Raw genomic sequence first — 6000 nt, forward strand, 5'->3', positions numbered from 1 at the left:
AATGGCTCCACAGGTAGGACTCGAACCTACGACCGATCGGTTAACAGCCGATTGCTCTACCACTGAGCTACTGTGGAATAATAATTAATTGTTTCTAATTAAGTATCTTCTAAAAAATTCATGTCAATCAAGCGACGATATATAATATAACACGGATTAAAAATACTGTCAATAACTTTTTTTGTTTTTATATTTGCGCAACAAAATTAATATAGCATGTCCTATTAAATCATTCAAGCTTTTTCTACACAAACCCTAAATATTTTTTATCTAAGTGTCCAATATTTATAGTAAAATTATTAAAAAAGGAGGGAATATCCCCCCTTTTTTTAATGTATAGCTTCAGGACTTTTTTCTCCTAATACTTCTTCTGCAATATTTAATGAATGATCTCCAATACGTTCTAGATTACTTAAGATATCCACAAAAACAATACCAGAAGCACCAGAACACAGCCCTTCATTTAATCGAATAATATGCTTCTTACGGAAGGTTCTTTCCATTTTATCAATCTGATTTTCTTGTTGCACTACTTGTAATGCTAATTCCCGATCATTTTTATCTAATGCTTGAATTGCTTGTTTTACAGTCAAAGCAGTTAAATCAAACATTTCATTCACATCTATTTTTGCTTGTGCTGTGAGACTAATTTTGTTTGAGATTTTATATTGAATTAATTCGACTATATTTTCAAAATGATCCCCTATTCTTTCAATATCCCGAACAGAATCAATTAACGTAGAGTGCTTAGCACTTTCGAAATCAGACAGAGAAGAACTAGATAATTGAACTAAGTAATCTGTGATTTCTCGGTCTAATTTATTTAGAGCATTTTCAACTTGTAATGCTGCTTCAGCATGTTTTGTGTGATGGTTATTTAAAAACAAACTGGTTTCTTCTAAACCTTTATGTGCATATTGTCCCATACGAATTACTTCTTCTTTTGATTGTTGAAGCGCAACTGAAGGTGATTGTTGAATAAATATTGGATCTAGATGTGTCGGTTGGTATTTAACAACGGAATCTTCACCAGGAATTATTTTAGTTACCAAATAAGCAAGTCCACCTATAAACGGAAATTGAATAAATGTATTTGAAAAGTTAAATATACCATGTGCAAATGCAATAGTCATTTCGGCATTTAATGATAACTGTTCCTGAATATATCCAATGAATTGCGTATATGGACCAATAATTAATAGAACAAGCACAGTTCCAATAATATTAAAGATAACATGTGTTAATGCTGCACGTCTTGCCGCTACGGTTGCACCAATTGATGCTAATATTGCAGTAATCGTAGTACCAATATTGTCACCGAACAACACAGGTAATGCTGCCTGTAATTCTATCGCTCCTTCAGCCATCAAACTCTGTAGGATACCAATAGTCGCACTTGAACTTTGAACAATTACAGTAAATAATGTTCCTACAATTACACCTAATATAGGATTAGTAGACATATCAACTGTCAATTCGTGAAATGCTTGAACGTCTCGAAGCGGCTCCAAACCATTTCCCATTAGATCTAAACCGTAGAATAGTGCACCAAAACCGAAGATAGTTTGTCCAATATTTGCGGCCTTTTTACTTTTAAGGAAGAAAATCATCAATGCACCAACTGCCAATATAGGTAGTGCGTATGCTTCTATTTTAATACCTATAATAAACGCAGTAACTGTGGTACCGATATTGGCACCCATTATAACACCAATAGATTGTCTAAGTGTCATAAATCCGGCATTAACTAAACCTACTGTTAAGACCGTTGTTCCCGTACTAGTTTGTAATAAAATAGTTACGACTATACCAGCTAATACACCCATAAATGGATTACTAGTAAACTTATCAAGAATGTCTTTTAATCTTTCCCCTGCTATTTTTTGTAGTCCATCCCCCATATATTTAATACCTAATAAGAAGATACCTAATCCACCAACAAATAGAAAGACAAGTGATTGCACATCAATTTCCATTGGATTTTTTCATCCCTTCATTTCTTTTTTTATTATTACGAAAACAACACCTCTACCATTATTAATGAACTACTTGCGAATTGTAAAGAATTTTAATTAAACTTTACACTAAATTTACACAAGACTAGCTATTTTTCGACAAATTAAGTATTTAAATGTAAATTTTAGCATATTCAATGGTTTTAAACAGGTTATTACTATCTATCTTCTCCATTGCAAAAAAAAATATTGCTACTCTATATAGAGTAACAATATTTCATTCAGTTTATTTTGGAACAATTAATATTCTCGTACCATCCACTTGTTTGACTAAGATAGGTGTATCTTTTTTCAACCATTGACCATTTGTAACAGCACTATAATCAATGTCATTAATGCGCACTGTGCCAACCGGCCGCATATCAGTAGTTGTAATTCCCTCTTCTCCAATTAATTTTTTATATGATTGATTCATTGTACTATAGCCTTTGTCTGCTGTAAGTTGGTCCATTAATGCTAACTTATTCCACATTTTTCTACCCTTAAATACTTTGAGAAAGAACAAAGAACCAAACCCTCCGACTAAAACGCCAATTATAGCATATAATCCCGCAGTCCAATTTGGAGAACTTAGACCGACTGATAAAATCATACAAAGCGCACCAACCGAAGCAAGTGTCCCATCATTTATTAACTTACCATCAATTATGATCAGTAAAATTCCAATACAATAAAAGACTAACATTATCACAAACATACCTGGATCAAGATACGTTAAAAAATAGACAGTTATAAAACCAAATCCTAATAATGCAAAGAAACCTCGCATATTAATTAACAGTTCACCCATTAAAAACAAAGTACCTAAACCAACCATCACTAAACTAATCCAATCAAGTTCTAAAATTGACATCTAATCACTTCCCCTCGCTTATATTTAGTATACGATTGAATAAAACAATTAGTTTCAACTTCTATTAAATCAAAAAGGGGCACTCCAAAATGGGAATAGGAAAATTTTTTATATATACATTTATCATACTGTGTCTTTTCAGTATCTTTATAGACCTTAAAATTGGCTCCCCTATTAACTATACCATAGATGATCCAACCCTTACGAATGATGAAGACAGTAAAGTTATTGACTCTAAAGAGCAGCTTACATTTAAAGTTGTTTCTTATAAAATAAGTGTCGGCGATACTTTTATAAGTGTTATGGATCAAATAAATGAACAATCTTTAAATTGGGACTTGGAACAGTATGTGACTGATTTTAGGGCATTGAATCCGAAAGTCGATATTCATGATTTACAAGAAAATGCACGTTATCTTTTTCCACAATATATAAACTAATTCAGCCTAGTGTATTTTACTAGCTAGTGAACCGATATAAAGAGACGTAAGAAGCGAAGCAATGTTGTTGGACAGTTATGTGGTTGTTTATAATTAAAACACGGAGAGGGCATTAAAAGACCATTACAGGATGAATACTTCTTTATAGCCAACAGGGATTGAAACATACTCATCCTATAATTTTTCTCGATTGCTAACTGATTTGGATAAAAGCTTGTCGACGATTAACAAATAACACAAAAAGAGCTAAGAGGGATTGAACTGTTATCACCCAAATGATGGTAGACAATTCAATTTCACTCTTAGCTCCCATAGCTTTTAAAAAAATGGAACTATAAATAATGTGATAATCATGGAAAGTGCCCCTGCAATAATTGCAGTATTTCCTAACGTATCGGCCCCACGACTTTTAGCAATAAACCCAACTATTATCCCTGTTGCACTTAAAAATATCGGCATTAGAAAAAATGATACTATAGAAGCAACAACAGCAAACCACCCAAATCCGGTTTTTGCCTCTACTTCTGATTTTTCTTTTACCTGCTCTGAAGCAATAGGTTCATTAAAATCATTTGCAGTTAATTCCGCTGCAAATTCTTCATCCCTAACATTCGATTGATCTAACAAGTCAGATGAATTGGTTAAATCTGTATCTTGTGCCCCTTGCTGATTCATAACCATTGTATCTGTATCAGCTTCCGTACCGAACTTAGGTGCATCTTGTATATCTTCTTTTTTTTCATTTGGAGTGTATTGATCCATTTAAGGTCCCTCGCTTTCATTTATGAGGTGCCTTTTTAGTCTGTCAATAATCCGGCTATTCTTTACCCTGTAACTTTTTCCAAATTATTTAGCCAGTACAACAGTTTTATGTTCTTCTGCTTTGGTTTGAATTTTATTTGCATAGTCGCTTTTAGCAGTACCGTTTGACTCTTTATAAGTCTCCATTCCAGACATTCCGCGGTGATAAGCCGTTAAAGCTTCATCCCAATTGTCATACTCGTGATGTAAGAAGTCTAAATATACCACAGACAACTGAATGGAATAGTATGGATCAAATAAAAGTTCTTCATCATAAGGTAAATCAGCCATATCTGCAATCCATGGAGCTGTATTTTTCATGAATTGCGACATACCATATGCTTGTCCGTATTTTGTTTCTGGACCAACTAAATCTGGATCGAATGTATTTCCTGTCTCAACTTTTAAAAGTTCATATACAATATAAGCATCAATCTCATATTTTTTTGCTTCATTTGCTAAATAAATACCCCATGATTTTTTAAATTCCCCATCGCTATCTGCAACAAAATTATCTGCCGTATTTTCTAATTCCGCCCAATTTTTGTAATTAGCTGTTTCAACATCAGTAGACTTAATATCATTATAAGAAGCTGTAGCTTCTAGTTGATTATTTTTTTGCTCTAATTTTTGTTTTTCTTGCTTCAGCGTGTCGATTCTTGTTTGATATTCTTTAAATGATATAATAAAAATAATTGCAATCACTGATATTAGTCCTCGATAAACCCATTTATTCTTTTTCATTAACTACTAAGCACACCTTTCTTGTTATCCCAATTTCTGCTACAGCATGTTATGCTATATCACTCTGTTTTATATTGCAACTAATTAAACTTTAAATCTAAATTGTTGGTACATATTCATAAAAACCGGCATATATTATTGCATTGAGTATAAATATACCCGAAACTAGAGGTGATAAAACATGCAACCATTTATTAAACAAATGATTGAAAAAAAATTAAAAAATATTTCAAAAAAAGAATTACTTAGTTACGCCAAACAATACCGTATAAATCTTACTGAAATACAAGCAGATAAAATTGTTAAATTTCTTCACAATAATGATTTAAACCCGCTTGATAAATCAGATCGAGTAATTATGTTAAAAAAACTTGCTCAAATAACAGATCTTGAAACAGCGCAACAAGCCCAACAGTTATTTAATCAGATAACGAAACAATATGGTGTGGATTCTTGGTTTAATCAATAATAAAAAAGAGGCTGGGACATAATTAGCCAAAATAACGAAAAAGATTCCGATCATCTTAGGAAGATGGTCGGAATCTTTTTTTGTTGGATTATTTTCAGGATTTGTTGCACCATGCGCATGCTTAGCCGTGTACTTTCTCAAGTTCACCGCCATGAATGCAAATCCTAATTCATTTTCCACTTTCTTCTTGCCTCTTACTGACATACGAGTGAAACGCAAATTAGCCTTCAAAAATCCGAAGACTGGTTCTACATCTATTTTTCGTTTACCATAGATTTTACCGGTTTCTTTTTCTGAAAGTTGTTGTTTTGTGTATGCTTTTTGTTGTTCCCATTTTTCGTTGTAATATATCTTTCGATTCTTTCCTTCCTTTGCTTTTGTACATTGTGAGCGTAATGGACAATCCGAACAATCTTCACATTCATAGACTCTAAACGCTCGAGTGAAGTTGTCTTTACCTATCCGGTTGGAAAGATACTGGAACATTACTTTTTTGTCATTTGGACAGAGGAAGGAATCAGTCGCTTCATCATACTCCGAGTTCTTTGTGTTAAAAGGATCTTGCTTATATTTCTTTGTCTTCTCTTTTCGATACATATTGTATGTAATTAGTGGAATGCGCTCCCGATTAATTAGGACATCATCGTAATTTTGTTCACTTCCATAACCTGCATCAGC

General features: G+C 33.0%; 7 protein-coding genes and 1 tRNA gene. 2 read left to right on the forward strand and 6 right to left on the reverse strand.

Annotated elements, in window-relative coordinates; translation table 11 throughout:
- Positions 1-2: 2 nt before the first annotated feature.
- The 3 genes from D2K62_RS17665 to D2K62_RS17675 form a co-directional block, all read right to left on the reverse strand.
- Positions 3-77, reverse strand: a tRNA-Asn gene (locus tag D2K62_RS17665).
- Positions 78-329: 252 nt separating this feature from the next.
- A complete protein-coding gene (locus tag D2K62_RS17670; RefSeq protein ID WP_112181326.1) occupies positions 330-1976 on the reverse strand; it encodes a Na/Pi cotransporter family protein in 1647 nt (548 codons plus the stop codon).
- A gap of 265 nt (positions 1977-2241) precedes the next feature.
- Positions 2242-2868, reverse strand: a complete 627-nt coding sequence (locus D2K62_RS17675) for an NfeD family protein (protein ID WP_112181327.1) — start codon at positions 2866-2868, stop codon at positions 2242-2244.
- A gap of 89 nt (positions 2869-2957) precedes the next feature.
- Here D2K62_RS17675 and D2K62_RS17680 point away from each other — a divergent pair, with 89 nt between their 5' ends.
- Positions 2958-3308 (forward strand): hypothetical protein, encoded by a 351-nt coding sequence (locus D2K62_RS17680; protein WP_117161838.1) that lies wholly within the window; start codon positions 2958-2960, stop codon positions 3306-3308.
- A gap of 318 nt (positions 3309-3626) precedes the next feature.
- Here the strand turns inward: D2K62_RS17680 and D2K62_RS17685 are convergent, their stop codons facing one another.
- Both D2K62_RS17685 and D2K62_RS17690 read right to left on the reverse strand, forming a co-directional pair.
- Positions 3627-4070: a nucleoside recognition domain-containing protein gene (locus D2K62_RS17685; RefSeq protein ID WP_117161839.1), complete on the reverse strand. Its 444-nt coding sequence runs from the start codon at positions 4068-4070 to the stop codon at positions 3627-3629.
- An 84-nt stretch (positions 4071-4154) separates the two neighbouring features.
- A complete protein-coding gene (locus tag D2K62_RS17690) occupies positions 4155-4853 on the reverse strand; it encodes a transglycosylase SLT domain-containing protein (RefSeq protein WP_117161840.1) in 699 nt (232 codons plus the stop codon).
- Positions 4854-5034: 181 nt separating this feature from the next.
- Between D2K62_RS17690 and D2K62_RS17695 the strand changes: the two genes are divergently transcribed.
- Positions 5035-5322, forward strand: coding sequence for a DUF2624 family protein (locus tag D2K62_RS17695; RefSeq protein ID WP_117161841.1), 288 nt, complete (start codon positions 5035-5037; stop codon positions 5320-5322).
- Here the strand turns inward: D2K62_RS17695 and D2K62_RS17700 are convergent.
- Positions 5269-6000: transposase (locus D2K62_RS17700; RefSeq protein WP_232828043.1), on the reverse strand; the 732-nt coding region annotated here is incomplete at its 5' end. The two genes, D2K62_RS17695 and D2K62_RS17700, sit on opposite strands and share 54 nt — an antisense overlap.

This window comes from Paraliobacillus sp. X-1268 (assembly GCF_003426095.1).
Classification (GTDB): Bacteria; Bacillota; Bacilli; order Bacillales; family Amphibacillaceae; genus Paraliobacillus_A; species Paraliobacillus_A zengyii.

Coding starts and splice junctions, on each gene's coding strand:
- D2K62_RS17690 (WP_117161840.1), bottom strand. CDS start 4,853: ATGAAAAAGAATAAATGGGTTTATCGAGGACTAATATCAGTGATTGCA.
- D2K62_RS17680 (WP_117161838.1), top strand. CDS start 2,958: ATGGGAATAGGAAAATTTTTTATATATACATTTATCATACTGTGTCTT.
- D2K62_RS17675 (WP_112181327.1), bottom strand. CDS start 2,868: ATGTCAATTTTAGAACTTGATTGGATTAGTTTAGTGATGGTTGGTTTA.
- D2K62_RS17670 (WP_112181326.1), bottom strand. CDS start 1,976: ATGGAAATTGATGTGCAATCACTTGTCTTTCTATTTGTTGGTGGATTA.
- D2K62_RS17695 (WP_117161841.1), top strand. CDS start 5,035: ATGCAACCATTTATTAAACAAATGATTGAAAAAAAATTAAAAAATATT.
- D2K62_RS17685 (WP_117161839.1), bottom strand. CDS start 4,070: ATGGATCAATACACTCCAAATGAAAAAAAAGAAGATATACAAGATGCA.